The sequence below is a fragment of the Bartonella sp. CR127HXZ genome (assembly GCF_042194555.1).
Taxonomy (GTDB): domain Bacteria; phylum Pseudomonadota; class Alphaproteobacteria; order Rhizobiales; family Rhizobiaceae; genus Bartonella; species Bartonella grahamii.
On sequence record NZ_JBHIMZ010000001.1, the window covers coordinates 188,359 to 213,699 of the forward strand.

Sequence of the window (25,341 nt, forward strand, 5' to 3'; positions counted from 1 at the left end):
CGGAAAAAATTTCCGCCTTTTAAGTTTTATGAAGTTTGCGTGTCTTCTTCATCATCTTCTTGTTCAGAAGTTTCATCACTGACATCCATGCCAGCAGGCGCTGCAATGGTTGCAATGGTAAAATCTCGATCTTGGATGATGGGAGTCACATCTTTTGGCAGTTGCACTGCTGAAATGTGAATAGAGTCACCAATAGAGTAGCTGGAGAGATCAATTTCAATAGCTTCAGGAATAGCACTTGCTGGAGCCGTACATTCAATTTCGTGCCGAACAATATTGAGGACACCACCCTTTTTAAGTCCAGGTGCTGTATCTTCATTGAGGAAGTGGACAGGAATATTCACTTCTACAACGGATTTTGCTGAAATGCGTAAGAAATCTACATGGAGGGGAAAGTCACGCACGGGATCTAATTGATAATCTTTTGGCAAAACCATAATTTTTTGCTTGTCAAGAATAATCGTTGCAATGGTGGTACGAAAGCCACCGGCATGAATTTTGTAGAAAATTTCTTTATAGGGAACTGTTATTGCCAAAGGAGGTTGTTTTTCACCATAAATGACAGCAGGAATAAGACCGTTGCGGCGAAGTTCACGGGAGGACCCCTTACCAACCCGCTCGCGTTTTTCGGCCTTAAGAGTGTAGCTTTTGCTCATAATTTAAGTCCTTTTTACATGATTGGAGATCCTTCAAAAACAGTAATAGTTTTTGCATGGATATGAAGATATGCGCTAACCAACAGCGATCGCTCCATTCTGCGTTGCCTCCAAGGGTGTCTACACAGAAGTTTGTTCTATAATTCAAACTATTCATAGATGCAAGAGTTGTGGGAAAAATCGATGATTTCTACCGTTAAAAAGGAGGAAATGTTACAAATTACGGTGTGGATGGAGAATCAGCCAATATGCGCTGGCACTGATATGTTCAAAATCAAACACTGGAGATGTTATGAAGATTGAGATTGCCTTGGGTGAGATGTCAGAGAGTCGTGCTTTGCATAAATCGATGCCAGCACTTCTTGATCTGGAAGAGTTATTGGCGACACGTCTTCTTGTACAAGGTAATTCCGGTTCAGGGAAATCACATCTTTTACGCCGTCTTTTGGAGCAAAGTGCTAAGTGGGTTCAGCATTGTGTAATTGATCCAGAAGGCGATTTTGTAACTTTGGCAGATAAATTTGGTCATGTTATTGTAGAGGCTCAACGTAGTGAATTAGAATTGACTCGTATTGCCCATCGCATTCGACAACATCGGGTTTCAGTGGTATTTAATCTTGAAGGTTTGGATACTGAACAACAGATGCGTGCTGTAGGGGCTTTCCTTGGGGCACTGTTTGATGTGGAACGTGATTATTGGTATCCTATGCTTGTCGTTGTCGATGAAGCACAATTGTTTGCTCCAACTGCGGCAGGAGAAGTTTCTGATGAAGCACGTAAGATTTCTCTTAGTGCTATGACCAATCTTATGTGTCGAGGGCGTAAACGTGGTCTTGCTGGTGTTATTGCGACACAACGTTTGGCTAAGTTGGCCAAAAATGTTGCTGCTGAAGCTTCAAACTTTTTAATAGGGCGGACTTTTTTAGATATTGATATGGTGCGCGCTGCTGATCTTTTGGGAATGGAGCGCCGCCAAGCGGAAATGTTTAGAGATCTTGAGCGGGGGAATTTTATAGCTTTAGGCCCCGCTTTATCACGACGTCCCTTACCAATCATTATCGGTTCTGTTGAAACTTTGGCACGCTCTTCTAGCCCTAAATTAATGCCACTTCCAACAGAGCGGGATGATGTGCAAGAGCTCGTTTTTACTGCTTCACCAGAGGAAATTTTAAAGCCATTTAAACAAACACGAGAGCCGATGAGGGAAAAATCAATGCACGAGATGTTAGAGGAGGTAGTGCATAAAAAACAAGAGTTGTTGGAAGAAACCCCGAGTTTATTTCCTGAACTTTCTGATGTTGAGCATGACGGCCAAGCAGAACATATTATTCGGGAAATTCTTGAGGATTCTGAGGCTTTTTATCGTTCAACAGCGGTGCTTTATCAAGATTTTTCAGTTCGTTGTCGTATCCATGGTATGTCAAAGGTTCCTTTTAATCTTTCACAATTTCGGCGTAAATTGGCTATTGCTCAGGCTTTTGTTGATGAACAAACGGCTGTCAGTGAACATTGGAAACATATTTTGCAGATATCAGAAAGTTTAGAAGAAGATGTCCAAGGAGTCTTCTTGAATGTAGCACAGGCTGCATTAGGGGGAAAGCCATGTCCATCCGATGCATTTTTAGCACGTCTTTATGGGACTCATTCTTTAAGCCGTGCACGCCGACTTTTAACCTACTTTGAAGAGCGTGGTCTTATTGTTATTCATACGCATTTTAGTGGCCAACGTATTGTTGCATTTCCTGATCTTGGTGTTGAAACAGCACCAGGAGACCCCAAGGAACCCCTTTAACCAAATAAGCTGGAAACCGATTGTTCTGCTGCTGTCCTTGCAATTGCTTCCCCAATAAGGTCGGCAATGGGCAAAACACGAATATTATGGGCTTTCTCAATAGTTTGTGTTGGCATAATTGAATCTGTAATAACCAATTCTTTCATCTCTGAATTGGTAATTCGTTCGATTGCATTACCAGAAAGAACACCGTGCGTGATATAAGCCGTGACACTATTGGCACCATGTTTAAGCAGAGCACTTGCTGCATTGCATAAAGTTCCACCTGAATCAACAATATCATCAAGCAAAAGGCAATCTTTTCCCGATACATCTCCAATGATATTCATAACCTCTGATTCACCGGGACGTTCACGACGTTTATCTACAATAGCAAGCAAACTATTCAAACGCTTGGCGAGCGAGCGTGCGCGTACAACACCACCCACATCAGGTGAAACAACAATAACATTTTCAAGAGAATAATGTACTTTGACATCGCGAGAAATAACAGGAACAGCATAGAGATTATCCGTAGGGATATCAAAAAAACCTTGAATTTGTCCTGCATGAAGGTCCAATGTTAAAACACGATGGGCCCCTGCTTCAGTAATCAGGTTGGCAACAAGTTTTGCGGAAATGGGAGTACGCGGACCAGGTTTACGGTCTTGGCGGGCATAGCCAAAATAAGGGATAACAGCTGTGATGCGACGTGCCGAAGAACGACGAAGCGCATCAATCATGATGAGTAATTCCATCAAGTGATCATTGGCTGGATAGGATGTAGATTGCAAAACAAACACGTCCTGTCCACGCACATTTTCATGCAATTCTACGAAAATCTCTTGATCAGCGAAACGTTTTACGGTGGCTTTTCCTAAGGGGATGTTCAAATAATTTGCAACATCTTCAGCTAGGCGTGGATTAGAATTTCCGCAGAAAAGTTTCATAGTAGAACCTCTGAATTATCATGGTGGGAATGCAACACGGTTTTTAATTTCTTTTTATTAAATTGCAAGAGAACAATTACAAAAGCCTTACAATTTTATCGATTATTGTTAAAGAGCTATGCGGTATGTTTTCTCTTTTTCCAAAAGTTTGTTTCTTTTAGAGCAAAGTTTTTTCTCCATGTGACAAAGAAATACGTATTGATTAAGCTTTTTGGTTATTACTTTATAAAAAAATGCTTTCAATATGGGGAATGTTTCATATTTAAGATGAATGAAGAGGAGTAAAAAAGAGGAGTATCATCTTGCCTTCAATCATTATAACCAAACATTGAAAATGATTCAGAGCAAAAGCTATCATATTTTATGGGCTGGTAAATAATTTTGTAAAAAAAGCAAAGCAAAATACAATGGGATTTATTTTTACATTTGAGTAAAAAGTTTAGTTTTGCAGTTTTGGTATTGTTTTAAAGCATAAAAGAGGATCATTTTTTATTTTTTAGCATAATAGCAGAAATTTGCCGTCCGTAATCAGGTTCGCTGCGGTGGATTGCACGGCGATAGGAGAAAAAACGCTTTTCATCTTTGTAGGTACAAAGCTCCACACAAGAAGCATTAACGCCTGCTTTGATGAGTTGATTCATAATGAATGCCCACAGATTAAAGTAAAAGTGATTTATTTTGTCTGTTTTTATAAAATATTTTTGGTATTTGCAGTGGCAATCAATAAATTGGTCGTAAAATTCACTTGTTACTTCGTAGTGACAAGGACCAATACAAGGTCCAAGGACTGCTGTTATTGATTGTCTTTTGGCACCTTGTTTTTCCATAACAGCAATTGTTTTCTCGATAATTCCATTTAAGCTTCCGCGCCAGCCAGCATGAGTTGCAGCGATGACACCTGCTTGTGGATCAGCAAACAGAATGGGTCCACAATCTGCTGTAAGAATGCCGATTACGAGTTCTTGTGTGGTGGTAACGAGAGCATCGGCTCTAGGAGGGGAGCCGATAAAAGCTTTATCAACGACAATGACTTCACAAGAGTGTATTTGATTGACAGTGACTAAATTTTGTATCTCAACATCAAAATAATGAGCGACCAAAGTGCGGTTTTGTGTAATATGTTCAGGGTGATCATTTGAGCTTTGTCCAACATTAAGGCTTTGGTAAAGGCTTTTTGAAACACCACCTTGACGAGTAAAAAAACCATGTTCTATCCCATGGGTGTGTAAAGTAGAAAGATTTTTTGCAAGAATGGGATGAGGGATAGATTTCATAAAAGTTCCTTATGGAGATTATTTGAAGTGAGGGTGGAGATGTTCATATTTATCAATGAATATTTCAGATAATGATGTGCTTATTGACAAAAGCGCCGATCATCAAAATTGGGGAGGTATGGAGATGTTTTTATCACTGAAATGTAAAACTTTAAATAATTTTCCCATTTGATCTTGACCAGCGAGCCGTTCGATGTCTTGGCGGATTTTGTCTTGCAAAGGAGCACTTTTGCCAACTCCAAGCTGTTTTGCGCGCTCCAGTAGCCCCATTTTTAAAAGAAAATCTCCTTGCTCGAAGATTTCAGCAAAACAACCTTGTTCAAGGGCTATGTTTTTTAAAAAAGAAAAACCAACATGGGATGTTAAATCATGTTCACCAGGGGCATCAAAAATATCACGAAATCTATGTTTTGACAGTGCTTGCAAGGTATCGCCAAATGCAAGATCAGCAGCACCATAATCAATGAGCAAAGCAGAACCTGTCACTTGCACTAAATGGTGGCTGATTTGTTGCATGAATTGATGCCGTAAGGGGGCATATTCAAAAATTGTTCCGTCAGGCACTTTAGAACAATAGGTTTGTAGATAAGAAGAGGGAAGTTTATGCGGGGCAGCAATAAAGATGAGATCTCCATCTTGATTGACTGTAATGCAGCGCTCTTTCCATTCTCCATTGACTTTAATATATTGGTTGATAGGGAGTGTATCGAGAAATTCATTAGCTATGAGGAAGAGAGGTTTTGAAGGAATTTGATTAAAATTTTCAATGCTATGGATTTGTTTTTGATAAGAGCAAAGGCGCTTTTTTTGTTCTTTTGCAAGCTTTTTACTTATTTCAAGGAGAAAAACTTCAGAAGATTCAAATGCTGTCGTGGATAATTTTTGAATGGTACGCAAAACATCATCCATGAGAGTTCCACGTCCTGGACCTATTTCAGCGAGGATAAAAGGGCGAGGAAAACCATGAGCGTTCCAGCTTGCGAGAACCCAAATCCCAATCATTTCTCCAAATAATTGGCTTATTTCAGGTGCTGTAATGAAATCACCGGTACGTCCAAAAGGTGTTTGTGTTTGATAATAACCAAATTGAGGATCGGTAAGTGCCAACGTCATATATTGGCTAACAGTGATTGGTCCATTAAGGGCAATAATTTCTTTAATTTTTTCTTTTAGATTGGCCATTTTCTGTCGATTTACATTTAAAGGCATGGAGAAGAAGATAAAACCCTAAAAGAAGCATGGGAAGAGATAAAGCCATGCCATAGGTAAAACCAGTAGAATGGAAAAGAGTTGAAAACCATTCTGGATCTTCTTGAGGCGCACGGTAAACTTCAGAAATGCTGCGCGCTACTGCGTAGCCTATAATAAATGTTCCTGCAACAGCTCCAGGGCGCTTTAATGCTTTAAAGGCAAAAATGATAAGGCATAAGATGATGAAGAGAAGAAATCCTTCCATGAAAGCTTCGTAAAGTTGGCTTGGATGGCGCGGTAGATAGTGAGGATCGAGAGGAAAACAAACAGCCCAAGGACGTGTAGTAATATTGCCCCATAACTCTTGGTTAATGAAGTTGCAAATTCGTACAATGCCGATACCGATAGGAGCACCTGCAGCAATGATATCAAACATGGCTCGTATGTTAATATGATTTTTACGGGCAAACCAGATCATAGCAATGATAATACCAATAAGTCCGCCATGAAAGGACATTCCCCCATCCCATACGGCAATGATAGCACTTGGATGGTTAAAATAGTAAATGGGATCCCATACAAGAACTTGTCCTAAACGCCCTCCGACAACAACACTTATGGCAGACCAGACAACAAAATCTCCGATCTTTTCTTTATCCATAGGAGGGTGGTCTCTATACCATAGAGATGTTTTTTTTAATAATTTTTGCGCATACCACCAAGCAAAAAGAATACCCACCACGTAACCAAGTCCATACCAATGAAGTGCTATGGGACCTAGCTGGATAATGACAGGATCAAGAAAAGACGGAAAAGCAATGGCTGGACAAGACAGATTATTCATGAATTAAGCATCTTACATTATACGAGATGAATATGAAGTGACTCTAATGGTCAGAAATGACAGATGAATGCGCAATGGTCAAGTCAGTAGGGAGGCTAGTCAGAAAGGGGGATAGATTTCCACTGGTTTATCGCGGTAAAAAAAATGGTGATAAAAGAAATATTAAAAAATCTTAAAAAGATCGTCACGAAAAATCTGCACAGTATGTAAAATATAGGGTAAAAGGAACAAATTACAGTATCTAAATGTTATGAGAATACGCTATAATGCGTGCGTCAATAATTAAAATTTAAGGAAAAATGTTATGCGTAATGGATCAAATCGTATTCTTGATGAATTAGCAAAATTAGCAACAGATGCTGCTGACGTCGCGCAAGGTATACGACGTGAAGCTGGAACAGCTTTTCGTGTGCAGGCTGAAAAGATAGCAAACAAACTTGATCTTGTTTCTCGCGAAGAGTTTGAGACTTTTAAGGAGATGGTGCTGAAAATCCATGCTGATAATGCTGATTTGAAAAGGCGCCTTGATGATTTAAAAAAAGATGATTTAAAAAACGCAGACACAAAAAAGTAAGATAGTTTCTTAAAAAAAAGAATCTTCAAAAAAATATCCCCAATTTTTCAATATGATGCGTGAAACTAAAAAATGCTTAATCTTGAGTCTGTTAGAGTGGAGCATTTGTTTATTTTTGATTTTTTTTTGGGTAAAATACATTTTTTTGAATCAGGGGGGCTGGCGCTATGAAATTGTATCAATACACTGAAAAGACTTGATGATTCGTTTTATGACTATCAGGTTGCCCTAAACAGCGCGATTGTGTTCTGGGTGTTTGTGTACTGTCGATGTTTTTATGTGTATTTGTTTGGTGTAAAGGTTCTGATTGTAGCAAAATATTGTTACAGTTTAGGCGGTTTATATTCTGTTGACAATGTTTTTAAGATGATTGAGGATTGTGATGAGGCTTGCATTTTGCGCCATAGAGAGAAAAGAGCACCCTGTTGACTTTATCGAACAGATTGCCTGTGAATATGATTGGTCGTTTGAGCGGGATGCGCAAGATGAAATTAGCGTTTGTGTGGAAGGAAAGCGCGCAAATTATCGTCTTGCTTTTTCATGGATGGAAGAGCATGAAGCACTTCATTTGGCTTGTTCGTTTGATCTCTCTATTAAAAATGCTCGAACAGCTGAAATACAGCGCTTATTGCTAGCAATTAATGAAAAGTTGTTGTTGGGACATTTTGATTACTGGCAAAGGAATAATTCAGTTATTTATCGGCAAGGTCTTCTTTTGGCTGGTGGGATGCATCCATCTCATATACAGGTTGAAACATTGTTGATACATGCACTTAAAGTCTGTGAAAGCCATTATGTTGCATTTCAGATGGTTGCTTTGTCGGGAGAAAGTGCTTACAAGGCACTGCAGTACACTTTGTTTGAAACTGTAGGGAATGCCTAAAATACACAGTCTGTTATTTTTACAGATGGTTTGCTGAAATATTGCTCATAGGGGGATATCAAGAATAGCGCGTAATCCCCCAAGTGGGCTTTCATCTAATTGTATATTGCCACCATGGCTGCGTGCTATGTCTTGAGCAATAGAAAGACCAAGTCCTGTTCCACTTGCATCTTGATTTCGTGCTTTATCAAGTCGAAAGAATGGCTTAAAAACTTCTGTACGCATATTTTCATGAATTCCAGGTCCATTATCATCGATTATCAATATAAAAGATTCTTGTTGAGAGTTAGCTGTTAGTTTAACGGTTGTGCCGTAACAAAATGCATTTGATACAAGATTGCTGACCAAGCGTGTGAAAGCACGGGGACGTACTTGTATTTCTGTAGGACCTTCAATGGTGTAAGAAAATTGACGTTTGTGAAGATGAGCATCGGCGGAGAATTTTTGCATAAGAGCATTTAAATCAAAAGTCTTGACACTTTCACTTCCTTCACCACGAGCAAAAGCAAGATAATCTTCTAATATATTTTGCATGTCACTTACATCTTGCTCAAGCGGTTTAGTATCAAAGTCAGTATTTACTAATGCTAGCTGAAGTTTAAAGCGTGTAAGAATGGTTCTTAAATCATGGCTTACTCCTGAGAGCATCATGGTGCGTTGTTCGATTTGGCGTTCAATACGTTCTCGCATACGTAAAAAAGCAATGCCAGCACGACGGACTTCATCAGCTCCTTGTGGTTGAAATCCTTTTGGTAAAGGACGACCGCGTCCAAAGCTTTCTGCTGCTTCAGCCAATTGTTGAATAGGTTTAATTTGATTGCGCAAAAAGTAAATTGCTATCAGTAATAAAACAAGAGCTGTTCCTACCATCCAGCTTAAAAAAATAGCAGTATTGGAAGCGTAGGCTTGGCTGCGTGGAGCAAAGACGCGTAAGATATTGTGACCAAGGTGGATACGGATTTCAACAAGATCAGAATCTCCTACGGTATCGATCCAGAAGGGACGGTTAATTTGGCGGGTGATTTCTTCACTTAAAAAATAGTCAAGAATTGCAAAAAATGGCTTAGGTCCTGGAGGGGGTAAGGAGGTAGGAGATAGAATAGAAATGTTTAATCCCATGCGTTGTTGTGCAATACGCTTGATATCTCCATAGTTATCTTGTTGTGGATATGTTTCAAGAATATCAATAATGGCTGAAATGTCATGCACGACAGCCATTGAAAGACGCTCGGTTACCATTTGCCAATGGCGTTCCATAAAGACATAAGCAATGACTGTTTGCAGCAGTACCATTGGAGCGATAATAATGATCAAAGAGCGAGCATAAAGCCGTTTAGGCATTTTTTTCGTTAACCATCGAAGAAAAAATCTTAAAGGTTTGATCATTCTTGTGCCTATTCAATAGAGAGTTTGTACCCTATTCCTCGCACGGTTTGGAGCCATATAGGCAGTGCTGGGTTTTTTTCGATTTTACGACGAAGGCGGTTGATCTGTACATCAATGGCACGTTCACTTATATTGCTGTCATCGGCCGCGAATTTATGGCGCGGAATTGTATCGCCTGCATTTTCGGCAAAAATGACCATCATTTCTTGTTCTTTATCTGTTAATTTAATAATTTCTCCTCCTTTTTTGAGTTCGCGTCGTGAAATTGAAAATATATAAGGTCCAAAAACGATCTGCTCAATTTTTGGTTGGCTAAGGGGAAAGCCACGCCGTAAAATGGCATTGATACGAAGGAGAAGTTCACGAGGATCAAACGGCTTAGCAAGATAATCATCTGCACCCGCTTCTAAGCCATGGATACGATTGTCTATTTCTGATAAAGCTGTTAGCATGAGAATGGGAACATCTTTTGTTTGGCGGAGTGAATGAGTAAGATCAATACCGTTTTCACCAGGCATCATGACATCAACAATAAGAAGATCAAAATCTAAACTTGCCAACAGTCGTCTTGCTTCATTAGCATTGGCTGAAACTGAAACACGAAATCCATTTTTAATGAGAAATTGAAATAAAAGATTGCGAATGCGAGTATCATCATCAATCACAAGAAGGTGAGGGGCATCGTCACACAAAACTTGAACGTGATTGGTCATTCTTAAAAACCTTGATAAAAATTTAGTTTACACAAGATGCAAGTTTACATAAGTTGTATAAAGCTGTCGAGCAGACTATTTTTTGTAGAGGGAGAGGAATGCTCCTTATAAACTTAGTAAAATTTTACTTTTGAAAAGGACGTCATGGGGAATCTTAGTGCACATATTATTCCAGTTACGACATTCCAACAAAATTGCACTTTGCTTTTTGATAGTGAATGTAAAACGGGGGTTCTCGTTGATCCCGGTGGTGATTGGCCGCGGATTCAAGACGTAATCGAAAAGAATGGCGTTATCGTTGAGGCTATTTGGATAACACATGGTCATTTTGATCATGTGGGAGCAGCAATGCAAGCGAAAGAGGCGCTTAATGTAAAAATTATCGGTTCACATCGCGATGATAAGCCTGTGATGGATGCCGTGAGCGAAAGCGCAAGAAATTACGGCATCACTGATGCGTGCATCTGTATTCCTGACCAATGGTTAGAAGATGGTGAGTGCGTTCATTTTGCTGGACATGTGTTTAAGGTTTTTCACACCCCAGGACATTCTCCAGGTCATGTTATTTATTTCAATGAAAAAGAACGCTTAGCTCTCTTGGGTGATGTGCTCTTTCGTGGTTCTATTGGACGCACTGATTTCCCCTTCTGTTCTCATGAAAAATTGATGCACTCTCTTCGAGAAAAAGTTTTACCCTTAGGCGATGATGTTTGTTTTATCTGTGGGCATGGTCCTAAAAGTAGCATAGGCTATGAGCGCCAAAATAATTCTTTTCTTCAAGATTTTAATATATGAGCAAACAAAAAAACGCTTTGAAGCGTTTTTTTGTGCCATTTAAGACTTTTTTAGTAGAACAGAAGTTAATTTATTGGGGCATAACAAATGTGTTCCAAACCATTACGGTCTCGAAAAGTCCCTGTTTTAGGGTTGAAGGAACGGTATTTTTTCTTGCAATAGTTAAGCCAATCAGATTCTAATGATTGCTGGAGTGGCTCATATTCCACCGTTTGCTGCACCTGATAAACTCTTTGATTTTGCGGAACTTTTTGATAAATTACCTGATTTTGTGGTACTATTTGATAAACCACTTGTGGCTGTTCTGGTTTTTTTAAAATTGTACCAAGAATACCCACCGCTAAAGCATCTCCTGAGTTGTCTATATGAATATTACTGTGTTTTGTCTTTTTACGCTCAATGTGATGATATGTTTTGTTTTCAACATGATGATAATAATGATGATGTTGATGATGATGATGATGATGATGTTGATGATGATGTTGATGATGATGTTGATGTTGTTGTTCCGTCCTATTATGTTTGGCTTTAAATCTTCTAGAGTTTTCTTCAGAAAGCTTGCGGAAATCATCAACAAACTTTTGGAAATCATCAGAATGACAGACATTTTTGCTATCAGAACAATGGGAGCTAGAAAAACGGGAACGCCAGATATCATCAATTTTCTTATCAATTTCCCTTGTCGCATCATCTCTTTCTTTACGCATCTTCCTCTTCATATCATCTATTTCTCTCGTGAGAGGGTGAGTAAAGTCCCATGCCATATCCGCAAGCGTTGCATTTAGCGGCATGAAAACGGTTGCAGTTGACATTGCTGATAATACCGCTAACCTGATCACCTTTTTCATAATGATGCTCCTTGTGTAAATTCGTATTTTTCACATCCTACACGTTTCAAACTGAATAGAGCCTGAATAATTTTGGACTTTATTGTGGCAAAACAAATGAAAATTCATTTAGTTAAACCTATCGAAGATACAGTAAAATAAAATCATGACAGAATTTTGATTTCAATTAATGTACTCTGCTTGAGGTTAATTAATAAGTTTGTATTAAGAGTCCACGATTTTTTACTATGGAATATAAACTCTTTATTTAGGGATACTTTTTGTATCACTTGATACAATATAAATTGAATAATAGGTGTATGAATAAAAGTTATATCATTTTTTATCATAAGCTTATGGTGCTATGATAAATTCTTGTTTTACTTTATTTGTGTTATAGAACAGTATCCTGTTTGAATATTCTCTTGTAAGGCTAAATAATATTTGAGTTCTATATCATAGTATAACTTTATAAAGATAATACATTTTATGATTTTTTTGATATATATATAAAATATTTTCTTTAAATTTGTCTTCTTTTTTAAAGTTTAGAAGTTTTTTACATTTTTAGGGATTTTTTATAACGCGGTTTAACAAGAAAAAATGTTCTCTCTCATGGTGTTTTAGATAAATTGGAGCACCCTTGATGTTTGAGGTTATCTATTTTGCGGATAATGCTGTTTGCTTTTGAGCTTTAGTCGTTTTTTTAGAAGAGCTGAAGATTATTTTAGGCGGTTTGAAATTTCTTGCTCCTTTGTTGATTGTGTTTTTTTTCGTTTTATTGTTGCTTGATTAGGGGTGTTTTTACCAGATTTTCCTTTTCGATTTTCCAAAATACCAGTGTCCATGGTTGGTCCCATGTGTGCAAGGTCTGGTTTGGAGAAAAGATTTGGTTGTAACACGGGCTCATGGGTGGATTGTTCGTTATGATGTGTTAAGGGGTTCTCAGCGATTTCTAATTCTATCTTTTGTAATTGTTTGATTTCATCGCGAAGTTGTGCTGCTTCTTCAAAATTAAGATCAGCAGCAGCTTCATGCATTAATTTTTCGAGGTGTTTAATATGAGATGCTAAATTGTTGCCAACCATATTTTTTTTCTCGATGACATCAGGGGTAATTGTGCGAATATGGTTGTTTTCATAGCCTGAATTGAGAATATCTCCGATATTTTTTTTGATACTTTTGGGTGTGATATGGTGTTCTTCATTATAGGCTATTTGTTTTTGTCGACGTCTTTGTGTTTCCTGTAAGGCTCGTTCTATGGAGCCTGTGATTGTATCTCCATAGAGGATAACGTGGCCATCTACATTACGTGCAGCACGTCCGATTGTTTGTATGAGGGAAGTTTCAGAGCGCAAAAAGCCCTCTTTATCGGCATCTAGAATGGCAACAAAACCACATTCTGGAATATCTAAGCCTTCTCGGAGCAAGTTGATACCGATGAGGACATCAAAGGTGCCAAGCCGCAGATCGCGTAGAATTTCAATGCGTTCTAATGTATCAATGTCAGAATGCATATAGCGTACGCGAATATCTTGTTCGTGGAGATATTCAGTTAAGTCCTCGGCCATACGCTTTGTGAGAACTGTCACCAATGTACGGTAGCCTTTTTGAATTGTTTTACGAATTTCATTCACAACATCATCGACTTGATTGCTGGCTGGACGAACCTCTGTTGGTGGATCAATGAGCCCTGTTGGACGAATAATTTGTTCTGCAAAAGTGCCATGAGATTGTTCTATTTCCCAGCTTCCTGGTGTTGCAGAGACGGCAATAGTTTGTGGGCGCATGGCATCCCATTCTATTTCGATGAAAAATTGATGCAATCCCTTCGAGAAAAGGTTTTTCCCTTAGGCGACGACGTTTATTTTATCTGTGGGTATGGTCCCAAAAGTAGCATAGGCTATGAACGCCAATGGAATCTCTTTCTTCAAGAGATTTAAGGGGGGAGGGCATCAAAAACCCGCTTTAGAGCGGGCTTTTCTCAATGTTAATTCAATTTACTGGAGCATAGCAGACATGATTTAAGCCATCACTGCCTCGAAAAGTCCCTGTTTTAGGATTGAAGGAACGGTATTTTTTCTTGCAATATTGAAGCCAATCAGATTCTGATGATTGTTGTACTGGCTCATATTCCATCGTTTGCTGCACTTGATAAATCACCTGATTTTGTGGTGCGTCTTGATAGACAATTTGTGGCTGTTCTGGTTTTTTAAAAACTTTACTAAGAACTGCACCTGCTGCAAGAGCAAGAATGCCCAATGCTAAAGCATTTCCTTGAATATTACTGTGTTTTGTCTTTTTGCGTTCGACATAATGATATGTCTTGCTTTCAACGTGATGCTGATGTTGTTCTCTCCATGTCTGGCTGAAATAATGACGCTTGTGGGGATCATCAAAAGAGTGATGTTTACTATGAAAAGAATGGGAGCTAAAATTGCGAGACGGTAAACCAGCCTCCCTCTTCATTTCACTCATTTGATACCATGCCATATCCGCAAGCGTTGCATTTAGCGGCATGAAAACGGTTGCAGTTGACATTGCTGATAATACCGCTAACCTGATCACCTTTTTCATAATGATGCTCCTTGTGTAAATTCGTATTTTTCACATCCTACACGTTTCAAACTGAATAGAGCCTGAATAATTTTGGACTTTATTGTGGCAAAACAAATGAAAATTCATTTAGTTAAACCTATCGAAGATACAGTAAAATAAAATCATGACAGAATTTTGATTTCAATTAATGTACTCTGCTTGAGGTTAATTAATAAGTTTGTATTAAGAGTCCACGATTTTTTACTATGGAATATAAACTCTTTATTTAGGGATACTTTTTGTATCACTTGATACAATATAAATTGAATAATAGGTGTATGAATAAAAGTTATATCATTTTTTATCATAAGCTTATGGTGCTATGATAAATTCTTGTTTTACTTTATTTGTGTTATAGAACAGTATCCTGTTTGAATATTCTCTTGTAAGGCTAAATAATATTTGAGTTCTATATCATAGTATAACTTTATAAAGATAATACATTTTATGATTTTTTTGATATATATATAAAATATTTTCTTTAAATTTGTCTTCTTTTTTAAAGTTTAGAAGTTTTTTACATTTTTAGGGATTTTTTATAACGCGGTTTAACAAGAAAAAATGTTCTCTCTCATGGTGTTTTAGATAAATTGGAGCACCCTTGATGTTTGAGGTTATCTATTTTGCGGATAATGCTGTTTGCTTTTGAGCTTTAGTCGTTTTTTTAGAAGAGCTGAAGATTATTTTAGGCGGTTTGAAATTTCTTGCTCCTTTGTTGATTGTGTTTTTTTTCGTTTTATTGTTGCTTGATTAGGGGTGTTTTTACCAGATTTTCCTTTTCGATTTTCCAAAATACCAGTGTCCATGGTTGGTCCCATGTGTGCAAGGTCTGGTTTGGAGAAAAGATTTGGTTGTAACACGGGCTCATGGGTGGATTGTTCGTTATGATGTGTTAAGGGGTTCTCAGCGATTTCTAATTCTATCTTTTGTAATTGTTTGATTTCATCGCGAAGTTGTGCTGCTTCTTCAAAATTAAGATCAGCAGCAGCTTCATGCATTAATTTTTCGAGGTGTTTAATATGAGATGCTAAATTGTTGCCAACCATATTTTTTTTCTCGATGACATCAGGGGTAATTGTGCGAATATGGTTGTTTTCATAGCCTGAATTGAGAATATCTCCGATATTTTTTTTGATACTTTTGGGTGTGATATGGTGTTCTTCATTATAGGCTATTTGTTTTTGTCGACGTCTTTGTGTTTCCTGTAAGGCTCGTTCTATGGAGCCTGTGATTGTATCTCCATAGAGGATAACGTGGCCATCTACATTACGTGCAGCACGTCCGATTGTTTGTATGAGGGAAGTTTCAGAGCGCAAAAAGCCCTCTTTATCGGCATCTAGAATGGCAACAAAACCACATTCTGGAATATCTAAGCCTTCTCGGAGCAAGTTGATACCGATGAGGACATCAAAGGTGCCAAGCCGCAGATCGCGTAGAATTTCAATGCGTTCTAATGTATCAATGTCAGAATGCATATAGCGTACGCGAATATCTTGTTCGTGGAGATATTCAGTTAAGTCCTCGGCCATACGCTTTGTGAGAACTGTCACCAATGTACGGTAGCCTTTTTGAATTGTTTTACGAATTTCATTCACAACATCATCGACTTGATTGCTGGCTGGACGAACCTCTGTTGGTGGATCAATGAGCCCTGTTGGACGAATAATTTGTTCTGCAAAAGTGCCATGAGATTGTTCTATTTCCCAGCTTCCTGGTGTTGCAGAGACGGCAATAGTTTGTGGGCGCATGGCATCCCATTCTTCAAAGCGTAAAGGGCGATTGTCCATACAGGAAGGTAGGCGAAACCCATATTCTGCTAGGGTTGCTTTTCTTCGAAAGTCACCTCGGTACATGCCTCCAATTTGGGGAATGGTTACGTGGCTTTCATCGATAAAAACAAGAGCATTGTTTGGAATGTATTCGAACAAGGTTGGTGGTGGTTCTCCGGGTTTTCGTCCTGTTAAATAGCGTGAATAATTTTCGATTCCAGAGCATGAGCCGGTGGTTTCCAACATTTCCAAATCAAAAATTGTACGTTGTTCTAAACGTTGTGCTTCTAAAAGACGTCCAGCTGCGTTCAACTCATCGAGGCGTTGAACGAGTTCCATTTTAATCGATTTCATCGCTTGGTTAAGTGTTGGGCGTGGTGTTACGTAGTGTGAGTTGGCATAAATTTTAATCGATTGAAGGTCGCCTGTTTTTTGTCCTGTGAGAGGATCAAATTCCGTAATTGTTTCCACTTCATCGCCAAAGAGCGAAATACGCCAAGCACGATCTTCGAGGTGGGCAGGGAAAATTTCAATTGTATCCCCTCGAACACGAAAGGAACCACGAATGAAATTAATATCTTGTCGATGATAGTGTTGGGCAACTAAATCGGCCAGTAATTGCCGTTGATTGAGTTTATCACCTTTTTCTATTTTGAAGGTCATAGCAGTATAAGTTTCTACTGAACCAATCCCGTAGATACAGGATACAGATGCGACAATAATGACGTCATCACGTTCAAGAACAGCACGTGTTGCAGCATGGCGCATACGGTCGATTTGTTCATTAATTGAGGATTCTTTTTCAATATAGGTATCAGAGCGTGCAACGTAGGCTTCTGGCTGATAATAGTCATAATAGGAAACAAAATATTCGACGGCATTGTGGGGAAAAAAACTTTTAAACTCTCCGTAAAGCTGTGCTGCTAGAGTTTTATTTGGTGCTAAGATTAAAGCTGGACGCTGTGTTTCTTCAATGATTTTGGCCATTGTATAGGTTTTTCCTGAGCCGGTAACACCCAAAAGCACTTGTGTACGTTCATCTTTTTGAATTCCATCAACCAGAGTTTTAATGGCTTGAGGTTGATCTCCCGCAGGTTCAAAGTGGGTTTCGAGTTGAAATGGAATACCACCTTCAGACTTTTCAGGACGAATAGGGCGGTGAGGTGTCCATAATGCACCATTCTTAAAAAGAGGATTACCTGAAGCAATCAGAGCAGAAAGAGCCTCAACTGTTGCTGTAACACCATTTTTCATTGTTGTATCCTTTGATAGAAAAGTGCTGGTGATTTTAAAGAAAATACTAATTTTTACAATTTCATCACGACAACAGCAAAACGTTATTGAACAGATTTATTTTGGTTTATTGGAGCTTTCATTAGGATATTGATCAAGTTTTTTCTATGAGACGAATTCTTCGAAGTGTTTCTTTGGAGGAGCATATTTGTGGTTGTTCGTGGACACTATTGCATTTTTGCCATGATGATATTTAAGATGGCATAAGTTATTATGGCTGTTATGGAGAATAATCGGTACGTTTGGGTACTAAAGACATCGTGTATGTGTGATAAAGATCATTTCCATCTTTAAATGAAAGATAACGAGATGACACCCAACCGATTTGAGTGTTATATCGGATATGGCACCAATTTCCTTCACAGTTTTTAACAAAAACCAATTCTCCAGCAGAGATTAAGCCGCAAAGTGCATACTGAGTGCTGGGACCTGTTCTAAAATTAAGATTCCTCGTAACAAAAGCATCCGCAGCTTCAGATACTGTTGTGGCGAAAAAGAAAAAGCCAAACATAAAAAAAATGACGATTTTTTTCATTCTTCTGTAAAGAATTTCTTTAGAGATTTTCTATCCTTCTCTCTTTGTATCCCATATGATTTCTTTTCCTAGATTATGATAAAACAGAAAAAAATACAATTCTTTCTTCTTTAGGAGACTTTAAAGAGAAGAGTGAAGTTTAACGGTTTAAACACCAAAATGAGATGTTTTAATCACTATTTGTGCATGTTTTGTTTCCTTTATTTATTTTTGTATGGAAAATAGCGATACTGTACTATATAATAAAAAAGATCGTAGTTTTCGGATTCCAAAAGTAATTTTGGAAGCCGTTTTTTGTATTTTTATTAAACCTTCCGTGTAATAGAAAGGGACGGATTATGGAAAAAGTTCCGATGACTACAGCTGGTTTTGAGAGTCTTAAAGAAGAGTTGCGTTGGCGTCAACAACAGGAGCGTCCGCGAATTATTGAAGCAATTTCTGAGGCGCGTGCACATGGTGATTTATCAGAAAATGCTGAGTATCATGCAGCTAAAGAAGCGCAAAGCCATAATGAGGGGCGTATAAATGAGCTTGAAGATTATATCGCACGAGCAGAAGTTATAGATGTCACGCGTCTTTCAGGCGACAAAATAAAATTTGGAGCAACCATTAAACTCTTGGATGAGGATACTGAAGAAAAAAAAGTGTATCAGATCGTAGGAGATCAAGAAGCTGATGTAAAGGTTGGTAAAATCTCTATTTCTTCGCCTATTGCACGTGCACTCATTGGCAAGCAAGAAGGTGATGTGATTGAGGTGAATGCACCCGGTGGTGCGCATAATTACGAGATCATTAAGGTTCAGTACATCTAAATAACATATGGATTATTATGCGTGTATCTTTGGATGAAACTGAGATTATTGCGCCTCACTTTAAAAGGCGTTTATCGGGAGTAACATCTACGATTATTCAGCTTATTCCACTGCAACGCGAACAGGGTGTGCGTATATCCACTTTGGGGTTTGGTTTACCACAAACTTTGCCGGCTCTTGCTTTTAAGGACCTTTTCGGACTTTGGAAAAGTCCGAAAGGGAAGCCATTTCGTATTTGGCATGCACGACGCAATATTGAGATGCTTTTTGGGATCTTTTTGCGCGATATCTTGAAAATGAAGCTGAAACTTATCTTTACATCGGCTTCACAACGCCATCATAAGCCTTTTACCAAATGGTTGATTCGCTGTATGGATAGGGTTATCGCTACCAGTACACATACGGGCGCTTATCTAGAAGTGCCTCATAAGGTTATTATGCATGGGGTGGATGTGAAGCGTTTTACTCCACCACAGACTCTTGATGATTGCTTTTTTTCGACAGGATTTCCAGGAAAATACGCGGTAGGGTGTTTTGGGCGTCTGCGTTACTCAAAGGGAACAGATTTATTTGTTGATGCCATGATAGCGTTATTGCCTGACTATCCTGAATGGACAGCACTTATCGCTGGTCGTACGACAGAGCAATATTATCATTTTGAAAAAGAATTACACCAAAAGATTGCTAAGGCTGGTCTGGATGATCGCATTATTTTTCTTGGTGAGATTCTGGATATCCCTTTGTGGTATCGTCGTTTATCGCTTTATGTTGCACCTTCTCGTACAGAAGGTTTCGGTTTAACACCATTAGAAGCAATGGCATCACAGGTTGCGGTTGTAACGAGTGATGCAGGAGCTTATAAAGAATTGGTGGTCGAGGGAACAGGAACAGTTGTAAAAGCAGGAGATGGAGCGGCTTTAACAGCAGCAATTGAACCTTATTTTGCTGATGTAGAAAAAACATTGGTAGCCGGAAAGAAAGCTTTAACCCATGTTCGTACACACTTTCCTTTGGAAAAGGAGACAACCGAGATTGAGCGTGTTTACAAAGAACTGTTTGCGGAAAAAACACTTTGATTATTATATCAAAAATCTTTTTGAGGAGTGATAAAAAGTGTCTTCCTTAAAGGTTTTTCATAGTCATCAAGAAAACAGCTCAATGATATAAATGTTATTTTACAAAATTTATATTGTCTTTAGTAGAACGCTATAAGAAGTTCTCAAAATTTTGGATAAAAGATTAAAAATGTATACGCTTGAGAGCAATATGTGCTTTATGATGAAGCATACTAGGAGAGAGGAAAATTATTTTTATTCAGTGATATTTTAGAATAAGAAAATAATGCTTTAACTCAAGTTTAGATATACGGTGTCGTACTGATATTGTTCGTTTTGGAAGACTTAAATAGATAGAAAAAACGTTTTCTTGTCTTTAAAAAGATATTTATGGTGTCTCCATGGGTAAAATAGTCGTACATATTTTCAATAAATTCATAATAAGATGGATCTAAGATCAATATATATATGATTTCTATAGATAATTTACCTTTTTAATTTGAATAAGAGCTATCCTCTTGCACATCACAATTGGAAGAAAGCATGTGGTGGATAAAAACTATTGAAGACAGGGTATAAAGAAATTTCTTATAAATTGTCTGAAATGCAGGCTGTTACGACATTAACAGAAAGAAAATAGTATGGTGGTACTAATTTATATCTTATTTTGTGGTACCGCCTTGCACCTTATTATTATTTAAGTAAAAATGATGGTGCCCATTTTATATCTTTCATGAGAGCTGTCGTGAAATGGGGGTGATGAGTATTGTGAGATGTTTTTTACAAACAAGCTTGTGAATTCGTAATATAATAGCATTTTATTTTCTATAAGGATGTAACTCTATTAAAGAGAAAACGCACTTTTATCAGCAAATATTCATATTTTTTGCATGAGAGATTATTCGTAAAAAAAGGATGTTCTATGTGCCCACTTTATTTGATAAAGAAGATCAATAAAGTGAAGTTTTATATGTTCTGGATTTGAAGGCTCTTGGTATTTGATTGCTCTTGTCGAATTATTTTTATATCAACATTTATATCATTGATATGATGATTTGTATGAAATTTTAGGAAATCTTCAGTGGATTGAGTGAGGGGTGAATATTATGACTCATACTGTTCACGCTTTTTTATCTTGTAAATTTTTTATCATGGTAGAATAAAATGCTCTATGCATTAGAATTGTTCACGCCAGAAAGCGGGAATAAAAAGGACGAATATTGTTATGATTTCAAGGCGTCCAGCTAACATTAGAAAACTTAAAATCCATAAAGCATTATCGTTGATTGTAGAGAAATTACCAGCGGGGCCAATAATATCTCCAAAGCCTGGACCAACATTTGAAAGTGCGGTTAAGACCCCTGTAAAGGCAGAAGTAAAGTCAAGACCGGTTGTAAGCAAAAGTGCAGTGCCGATAATAAGGCAAAACATATAAAGACAGACAAAAAACAAAACGGCTTGTGCAACATCGTTTGATATATTTGAGTGATCGTAGCGCGCCTTTACAATGACATTAGGAGAAAGAAGTTTTTCTATATTTGTTTGTGTAATACGCCAAAGAATAATGAGGCGATTGATTTTCATGCCACCAGAAGTAGAACCAGCACATCCGCCTGTAAAAGAAACAATGAAGAAAATTCCAAGCGCAAACGGTCCCCAAAGTTGATAATCTTCAGCGCTGTAACCTGTGGTGCTAATAATGGATGAAAGGTGAAAAATGACATCAAGGAAAATCAAGTGGAACGCGCGATGATCATAAAACCGTAGCCATGCCGCTAAAGCAAAGCTGAAAAGGAGAACGATATGGAGAAAAACAATCACTTGTGGGTCAAGGAAGCGTTTGGAGTGTCCAGGAAGGACTAATTTAACATAAAGTACGAAGGGCAAAGCAGAAAGCAACATGAAGATTGTTGAAATAATTAAGATGGCTGGTTTATCTGAAAAATAACCAAAAGAAGCATCATGCGTTGAAAAACCAGCTGTTGCGACTGTACTCATTGCATGGTTAATGGCATCAAATAAATTCATGCCTGCAGCAAAATAAGAAAGCATACAAGCCAATGTGAGACCAACATAAGCGATGATAATTCCGTTAGCAATTTGGTTGATGCGAGGCAATATTTTTTCAGATTTATCAGATGATTCCATATGAAAAAGTCGTACGCCACCCACACGCAGTGAAGGCAAAAGTAAGAGGGCTAAACCGATAAAACCAATGCCCCCAATCCAGCATATAAGAGAACGCCATAACAAAATACTTCGCGATAAATTATCAAGATCAGAAAGGACTGTGGAGCCTGTTGTTGTAATTCCAGAAACAGATTCAAAAATGGCTCCTGCTAGAGAAATGGGAAGAGGAGAAAGATAAAGAGGTAAGGCACCTACGATGCTTCCTGTTAGCCAAAGACAAACAGTGAGCATAAAGCCAAGCCGTGCTGAAAAACGACAAGTAGCTCCCTTAGTTGCTAAAAGAATCAGCGTTGCTAACATGGTGGTTATGGCACAAGAATAGAGAAAGGTTATCCAATTACGATTGTTGTCGTGCAGATCCACAAAAATTGGCAAAAGCATTGCTCCTGCCATGATTAACGCAAAACGTGCACAGACATTGATAATAAACTGAAAAATGACCGTTCCCTATCTTTGTATCTCTTTTTATTATGGTTTTGTGCTCATAAGAATTTACGTTTTTCTCTTTATAGGATAAAGATTAATCCTTAACATTAGCATGCCTTGATGAATTGGTAATCAGACCTTTTCATAAAACTTGAAAATGAAGTACATATAACATAATCGAGGCTCTTGAAAAATATTTTTTTAAAAGGCTGCATTCCGTTATCATTTATAGAATAATTAAGTTATAATAAAGTGAAGGGGATTTAATGATACAATCGCATATTCGTCTGCTGATTATTGGCTCAGGTCCGGCTGGTTATACAGCGGCGATCTATGCAGCAAGAGCAATGCTTAAGCCGGTTTTGGTGACGGGCTTGCAGCAGGGTGGACAATTGACAATTACAACTGATGTTGAGAATTATCCAGGTTTTGCAGATCCCATTCAAGGACCGTGGTTGATGGAACAAATGGCGAAACAAGCTGAGAATATGGGGACAAAAATTGTCTATGATACAATTATAAAGGCTGATTTGTTGAAGTATCCTTTTGTCTTATATGGGGATTCAGGAACACAATATTCTTGTGATGCACTGATTATTGCAACAGGAGCTCAAGCGCGCTGGCTTGGTTTAGAAAGTGAACAAACCTTTATGGGCGGTGGTGTGTCCGCTTGTGCTACATGTGATGGCTTTTTTTACCGTGATAAGGACGTTATTGTCGTGGGAGGAGGAAATACCGCTGTTGAAGAAGCACTTTATTTATCGCATTTGGCTAAAAGTGTAAGCGTGGTTCATCGCCGAGATCATTTTCGGGCAGAAAAAATTTTGCAAGATAGGTTGCTTGCTTGCAAGAACGTACGTATCATTTGGGATCATGTGGTGGAAGAAATTGTGGGGCTGCCAGCACAGGGGCCAGTGGGCGCTGTTGTAACAGGGGCACGTCTGAAAAATGTTAAGACAGGTCACGAGATGACCGTGAATGCAGAGGGAATATTTATTGCTATAGGGCATGATCCTGCTGTTTCTCTGTTTGAAGGACAGCTGAAACAAAAACGAGGCGGCTATTTATGGACAGCACCGGACTCAACAGCAACAAGCATTGCTGGTGTTTTTGCTGCTGGGGATGTAACAGATGAAATATTCCGCCAAGCTGTAACAGCTGCGGGAAGAGGATGTATGGCAGCGTTGGAGGCAGAACGGTTTTTAGATATATCTAAGCGTTAGTAACTCATTGAGAACATAAAGAATCTAGAGGTAGAATTAATTGTGGCGCCACCGTTGGATTGGGATAAGTTAAGGGTTTTTCACGCTGCAGCAGAAGCGGGATCTTTTACGCATGCTGCTCAAAAGCTTCATTTATCTCAGTCAGCAGTTTCACGACAGGTTTCGGCTTTAGAACAAGAGGTTGGGGTATCCTTATTTCAACGTCATGCGCGTGGTTTGATTCTTACAGAACAGGGAGAAACTCTTTATCGTACAGCTCATGATGTTTTGATGAAGCTTGAAAGTGTACGTTTGCAACTAAGTGAAAGCTATGCAAAACCAACGGGGCACTTGCGTGTGACCTCGACCTTTGGAATGGGGGCAGGGTGGATTGCAGAGCGTATGCCAGAATTTCTTAGTCTTTATCCTGATATGCAGGTTCAGCTTTTGCTTTCCGATGAAGAGCTTGATTTGACAATGTGTCATGCGGATTGTGCTGTTCGCTTACATCAACCCCAACAACCTGATCTTATACAAAGAAAACTCTTTACAATTCATATGCATGTTTATGCTTCGGAAAAGTATATTGCAAATTATGGAAAGCCGGAAAAATTGTCTGATCTCGATGAGCATCGTATTATTTCGTTCGGTGAACCTGTCCCACCTTATTTGTCTGGTTTAAATTGGTTGGAAAAGGCTGGTAGAAGTGATGGATCATTGCGCGTTTCAGTTCTACAAATCAACAATATCATCTCAATAAAGAATGCGCTTATGCGTGATCTTGGGATTGCTGTGCTGCCTGATTATATCGTCAATAATGATGAGCATTTGGTGCGTCTTTTTCCTGATATGGTTGATATTCCTTCTTTTGATACTTTTTTTTGTTATCCTTATAATTTAAAGAATTTGGCAAGGTTAAATGCTTTTCGAGATTATATTTTTTTAAAAGCCCGTCAGTGGTCTTTTTAATGTTAATGCCTTAATTTATAAGGAATAATTAACTTTTTTACAATTTGAGACTCCCCTAATATTCTTTCGTTTTAAATTTGCCCATATTGAATCAATTAAAACTATTCGTTGCACATTAAAAGTGGATGGAGTCCGTGTGGAAAAATACTTTTGAAAAAAGGGATAAATGTTTTTTATGAATGCTAGCAAATGTGAGAGTTATTATATATTGAAAACTGGACAATCGTGTGATGGTGTAGCTTACATTTTTATATTTAATTAATAAAGAGTGGTACATGATGGAGACAAATTTAAAGCTATGTGTTTATTGCATAGCAGATACGCTTAAGTCTTTATTGTACTTTTTCTTATAAAATGACATAGAATGCTATCTCTTGATTATGTTGCCTCCCAGTGCATTTTCTTGAGTGTTCCCTTACGAAGATCTATCAGATTGATTTTATCTCTGAGGATTTTCCAAATTTGCCGGACGTATGTCCGGCTTTTTTTTATTTTTGAAAGAGCTCCTAGAAATTGCAATATATGGGAGGATGATAAGGAAAAAATTTCGAAACTTGTGGATATCCAACAATTTTTTAAGAATACTAAAATTCAATAAGGAGTTTGAGAGAGATTTATTCTGTTGTAG

General features: G+C 38.2%; 20 protein-coding genes and 2 pseudogenes. 9 read left to right on the top strand and 13 right to left on the bottom strand.

The window, feature by feature from the left end:
• Window positions 1–26: 26 nt before the first annotated feature.
• Window positions 27–656 carry a 50S ribosomal protein L25/general stress protein Ctc gene (locus tag ACFIKY_RS00755; protein ID WP_375619359.1) on the bottom strand — a complete coding sequence of 210 codons (630 nt, stop codon included), beginning with the start codon at window positions 654–656 and terminating at the stop codon, window positions 27–29.
• Window positions 657–948: 292 nt separating this feature from the next.
• Between ACFIKY_RS00755 and ACFIKY_RS00760 the strand changes: the two genes are divergently transcribed.
• Window positions 949–2,448: a helicase HerA domain-containing protein gene (locus tag ACFIKY_RS00760; RefSeq protein ID WP_375661291.1), complete on the top strand. Its 1,500-nt coding sequence runs from the start codon at window positions 949–951 to the stop codon at window positions 2,446–2,448.
• Here the strand turns inward: ACFIKY_RS00760 and ACFIKY_RS00765 are convergent.
• The 4 genes from ACFIKY_RS00765 to lgt form a co-directional block, all read right to left on the bottom strand.
• Window positions 2,445–3,377, bottom strand: a complete 933-nt coding sequence (locus tag ACFIKY_RS00765) for a ribose-phosphate pyrophosphokinase (RefSeq protein ID WP_375635718.1) — start codon at window positions 3,375–3,377, stop codon at window positions 2,445–2,447. The two genes, ACFIKY_RS00760 and ACFIKY_RS00765, sit on opposite strands and share 4 nt — an antisense overlap.
• 482 nt (window positions 3,378–3,859) lie before the next feature.
• Window positions 3,860–4,651 carry a peptidoglycan editing factor PgeF gene (gene pgeF / locus ACFIKY_RS00770; RefSeq protein ID WP_375635717.1) on the bottom strand — a complete coding sequence of 264 codons (792 nt, stop codon included), beginning with the start codon at window positions 4,649–4,651 and terminating at the stop codon, window positions 3,860–3,862.
• 102 nt (window positions 4,652–4,753) lie between these two features.
• Window positions 4,754–5,833 (bottom strand): class I SAM-dependent methyltransferase, encoded by a 1,080-nt coding sequence (locus tag ACFIKY_RS00775; RefSeq protein WP_375644867.1) that lies wholly within the window; start codon window positions 5,831–5,833, stop codon window positions 4,754–4,756.
• Window positions 5,808–6,686, bottom strand: a complete 879-nt coding sequence (gene lgt, locus ACFIKY_RS00780; RefSeq protein WP_375661292.1) for a prolipoprotein diacylglyceryl transferase — start codon at window positions 6,684–6,686, stop codon at window positions 5,808–5,810. The genes ACFIKY_RS00775 and lgt overlap by 26 nt, the downstream gene beginning before the upstream one ends.
• A gap of 304 nt (window positions 6,687–6,990) precedes the next feature.
• On the opposite strand from lgt, the gene ACFIKY_RS00785 reads away from it, so the two are divergent.
• Both ACFIKY_RS00785 and ACFIKY_RS00790 read left to right on the top strand, forming a co-directional pair.
• Window positions 6,991–7,260, top strand: coding sequence for an accessory factor UbiK family protein (locus ACFIKY_RS00785; protein WP_012754892.1), 270 nt, complete (start codon window positions 6,991–6,993; stop codon window positions 7,258–7,260).
• Window positions 7,261–7,642: 382 nt separating this feature from the next.
• Window positions 7,643–8,143 carry a YbjN domain-containing protein gene (locus tag ACFIKY_RS00790; RefSeq protein ID WP_375661309.1) on the top strand — a complete coding sequence of 167 codons (501 nt, stop codon included), beginning with the start codon at window positions 7,643–7,645 and terminating at the stop codon, window positions 8,141–8,143.
• A gap of 45 nt (window positions 8,144–8,188) precedes the next feature.
• Here ACFIKY_RS00790 and ACFIKY_RS00795 read toward each other — a convergent pair whose 3' ends face one another.
• On the bottom strand, window positions 8,189–9,529 hold the full coding sequence (locus ACFIKY_RS00795; protein WP_375635715.1) for an ATP-binding protein: 1,341 nt from the start codon (window positions 9,527–9,529) through the stop codon (window positions 8,189–8,191).
• 8 nt (window positions 9,530–9,537) lie between these two features.
• Window positions 9,538–10,242, bottom strand: a complete 705-nt coding sequence (locus tag ACFIKY_RS00800) for a response regulator (RefSeq protein WP_375635714.1) — start codon at window positions 10,240–10,242, stop codon at window positions 9,538–9,540.
• A gap of 144 nt (window positions 10,243–10,386) precedes the next feature.
• On the opposite strand from ACFIKY_RS00800, the gene ACFIKY_RS00805 reads away from it, so the two are divergent.
• Window positions 10,387–11,037 carry an MBL fold metallo-hydrolase gene (locus ACFIKY_RS00805; RefSeq protein WP_375635713.1) on the top strand — a complete coding sequence of 217 codons (651 nt, stop codon included), beginning with the start codon at window positions 10,387–10,389 and terminating at the stop codon, window positions 11,035–11,037.
• 65 nt (window positions 11,038–11,102) lie between these two features.
• On the opposite strand, the gene ACFIKY_RS00810 is transcribed toward ACFIKY_RS00805, so the two are convergent.
• Window positions 11,103–11,885, bottom strand: coding sequence for a BA14K family protein (locus ACFIKY_RS00810; RefSeq protein ID WP_375661293.1), 783 nt, complete (start codon window positions 11,883–11,885; stop codon window positions 11,103–11,105).
• Between the two features lie 701 nt (window positions 11,886–12,586).
• A pseudogene (locus ACFIKY_RS00815) lies at window positions 12,587–13,666 on the bottom strand (helicase-related protein); the annotation flags it as partial.
• Here ACFIKY_RS00815 and ACFIKY_RS00820 point away from each other — a divergent pair.
• Window positions 13,661–13,807: pseudogene (locus ACFIKY_RS00820) on the top strand (MBL fold metallo-hydrolase); the annotation flags it as partial. The pseudogenes ACFIKY_RS00815 and ACFIKY_RS00820 sit on opposite strands and share 6 nt — an antisense overlap.
• 52 nt (window positions 13,808–13,859) lie before the next feature.
• Here ACFIKY_RS00820 and ACFIKY_RS00825 read toward each other — a convergent pair.
• The 3 genes from ACFIKY_RS00825 to ACFIKY_RS00835 form a co-directional block, all read right to left on the bottom strand.
• Window positions 13,860–14,441 (bottom strand): BA14K family protein, encoded by a 582-nt coding sequence (locus ACFIKY_RS00825; RefSeq protein ID WP_375661294.1) that lies wholly within the window; start codon window positions 14,439–14,441, stop codon window positions 13,860–13,862.
• Between the two features lie 701 nt (window positions 14,442–15,142).
• A complete protein-coding gene (gene uvrB, locus ACFIKY_RS00830) occupies window positions 15,143–17,485 on the bottom strand; it encodes an excinuclease ABC subunit UvrB (RefSeq protein ID WP_375661295.1) in 2,343 nt (780 codons plus the stop codon).
• A 259-nt stretch (window positions 17,486–17,744) separates the two neighbouring features.
• A complete protein-coding gene (locus ACFIKY_RS00835) occupies window positions 17,745–18,059 on the bottom strand; it encodes an SH3 domain-containing protein (RefSeq protein ID WP_375635709.1) in 315 nt (104 codons plus the stop codon).
• 338 nt (window positions 18,060–18,397) lie between these two features.
• Here ACFIKY_RS00835 and greA point away from each other — a divergent pair, with 338 nt between their 5' ends.
• Together greA and ACFIKY_RS00845 are read left to right on the top strand one after the other, a co-directional pair.
• Window positions 18,398–18,871: a transcription elongation factor GreA gene (gene greA, locus ACFIKY_RS00840; protein ID WP_012754902.1), complete on the top strand. Its 474-nt coding sequence runs from the start codon at window positions 18,398–18,400 to the stop codon at window positions 18,869–18,871.
• Window positions 18,872–18,888: 17 nt separating this feature from the next.
• A complete protein-coding gene (locus ACFIKY_RS00845; RefSeq protein WP_375635708.1) occupies window positions 18,889–19,947 on the top strand; it encodes a glycosyltransferase family 4 protein in 1,059 nt (352 codons plus the stop codon).
• 1,155 nt (window positions 19,948–21,102) lie between these two features.
• On the opposite strand, the gene ACFIKY_RS00850 is transcribed toward ACFIKY_RS00845, so the two are convergent.
• Entirely contained in the window at window positions 21,103–22,497 is a 1,395-nt protein-coding gene (locus ACFIKY_RS00850; protein WP_375635707.1) for a TrkH family potassium uptake protein, read from the bottom strand.
• A gap of 311 nt (window positions 22,498–22,808) precedes the next feature.
• Between ACFIKY_RS00850 and trxB the strand changes: the two genes are divergently transcribed.
• Together trxB and ACFIKY_RS00860 are read left to right on the top strand one after the other, a co-directional pair.
• Window positions 22,809–23,765: a thioredoxin-disulfide reductase gene (gene trxB, locus ACFIKY_RS00855; RefSeq protein ID WP_375635706.1), complete on the top strand. Its 957-nt coding sequence runs from the start codon at window positions 22,809–22,811 to the stop codon at window positions 23,763–23,765.
• 42 nt (window positions 23,766–23,807) lie between these two features.
• The gene (locus ACFIKY_RS00860; RefSeq protein ID WP_012754906.1) at window positions 23,808–24,713 is read left to right on the top strand and encodes a LysR family transcriptional regulator; all 906 of its coding nucleotides are present in this window, start codon (window positions 23,808–23,810) and stop codon (window positions 24,711–24,713) included.
• Window positions 24,714–25,341: the final 628 nt, after the last annotated feature.